Origin of the sequence: Bacillus cereus group sp. BfR-BA-01331 (assembly GCF_022663915.1) — a bacterium.
GTDB lineage: Bacteria > Bacillota > Bacilli > Bacillales > Bacillaceae_G > Bacillus_A > Bacillus_A mycoides.
The window spans coordinates 1-1,007 of the sequence record NZ_JAKUGJ010000123.1; the positions used below are offsets into that span (position 1 = coordinate 1).

Here is a 1,007-nt window from a genome sequence, read left to right on the forward strand (position 1 = left end):
CTAAGAGAAATATACAAATTAATAGATTCATTCTTTAGCTAAACGGACACACCGAAGGCACATAACCTGCCATCGGTGTGTCTTTTTTTATGTATTAATAACATTTGAAAGGGAGAAATCAGAACTATGAATGAAATTGTAAGCATGAGTAAAGAGAGATTTGCTAAGTATTGTGAGGATAATTCAACGTTTGAAGAAAGTATTAGTCGTATCATTAATCATTACTTTTTATTGTTAGGTAACAAAGCTAATATCCTACAAGAAAGGGAGTTTAATAACGAAGTTGAAGAAAAGAAATTTAAGAACAATGTAAAGCGCTTTGAAACTCTATTCCCAGCAGCAGCCAAGAATGCATTTTTAAAAGGATATCAATTATGCCTTGAGTTTGTACATCATCCTGAAACCCACATTCCAGAGGAGCTATATACTGATTCGAATCTTATTAAAGATATTCCTTTTGCTTTAGTAAATGCATCTGAGTTTGAATTATATGAAATCATTCGAACAGATGAAACACAGGAATTTAGTGTATTTGCAATACGAACATTTGAGGGGATTCGTCCATTACTAGAACAAGTATTTTGCGAAATTGCATTTGCTGGCGCTGAATGCGCGTTTGAACACGAACGATTGGAAAAAGGATTGGAACTAGTAAATGGGGATACTACTACTTTAACTAAAGTTCCTGTAGATCGTCTTTTTACAATTACGCCTTCAGTAAATGGAGTTGTTGTGCATGCGGAAGAACATTGTGAGATTTGGAATCTAACTTGGAATAGCGGAGTAACGATAGACAATCCTTTCATTGAGCTTGCAGAGGTTACATTTATTCATCAAACAAGAGATATGATTCAAAAAAGCATTGAAGATGGTGTTTTATACTACAGAATTCTTTATCTTGATACACCATTAAATGAAATTCAAGATCGACTGGAAATACGAATAAAACTTAATTCTGATTTTGAGGCACCACGACCATTGGAACAAGTTGAAGTGGAGTATATTCT

At 33.9% G+C, this 1,007-nt stretch carries 1 protein-coding gene; it reads left to right on the plus strand.

The features are described 5' to 3' along the window. Nucleotides 1–126 precede the first annotated feature (126 nt). Nucleotides 127–1,007, plus strand: an 881-nt coding sequence (locus MR155_RS31185) for a hypothetical protein (protein ID WP_242312112.1), incomplete at its 3' end; no start/stop codon positions are given.